Here is an 828-nt window from a genome sequence, read left to right as displayed (position 1 = left end):
CTCTTGACAATTTTTTTTATTTTTTTAGAATAGTTTTTCTCCTTGGTGAGGGGTTGAGAGTTCTTTGACAGTTTAGTCGGATCATCCGTGTGGGCTCTTGTGAGTCATTTGGGTGAGAGAAGGATTGAGTTGGCTGAAGAGTTTGATCATGGCTCAGAGTGAACGCTGGCGGCGGGCTTAACACATGCAAGTCGAGCGGTAACAGGCCCTTTTGGGTGCTGACGAGCGGCGGACGGGTGAGTAACGCGTAGGAACCTACCCTGAGGTGGGGGATAACCCGGGGAAACTCGGGCTAATACCGCATATTCTCTGAGGAGGAAAGCTGGGGACCCTTTTTAGGGCCTGGCGCCTTGGGATGGGCCTGCGTCCTATCAGCTAGTTGGTGAGGTAATGGCTCACCAAGGCGACGACGGGTAGCTGGCCTGAGAGGGTGGTCAGCCACACTGGGACTGAGACACGGCCCAGACTCCTACGGGAGGCAGCAGTGGGGAATCTTGGACAATGGGCGAAAGCCTGATCCAGCCACGCCGCGTGCGGGAAGAAGGCCTGCGGGTTGTAAACCGCTTTCGTGGGGGACGACGGGTCTTTAGGCGAATACCCTAAAGGTTTGACGTTACCCCAAGAAGAAGCACCGGCTAACTCCGTGCCAGCAGCCGCGGTAATACGGAGGGTGCGAGCGTTACTCGGAATTACTGGGCGTAAAGCGTCCGTAGGCGGCGGGTTAAGTCGGATGTGAAAGCCCTGGGCTTAACCTGGGAACGGCATTCGATACTGGCCAGCTAGAGTTCGGTAGAGGGTGGTGGAATTCCCGGTGTAGCGGTGAAATGC

At 55.9% G+C, this 828-nt stretch carries 1 rRNA gene; it reads left to right on the top strand.

From position 1 onward, the window contains the following. Positions 1-130: 130 nt before the first annotated feature. Positions 131-828: ribosomal RNA gene (locus ACYQ3M_RS11630) — 16S ribosomal RNA — on the top strand; the annotation flags it as partial.

The sequence above is a fragment of the Methylothermus subterraneus genome, from assembly GCF_054656915.1.
This window is presented reverse-complemented; position numbering and strand designations above follow the sequence as displayed.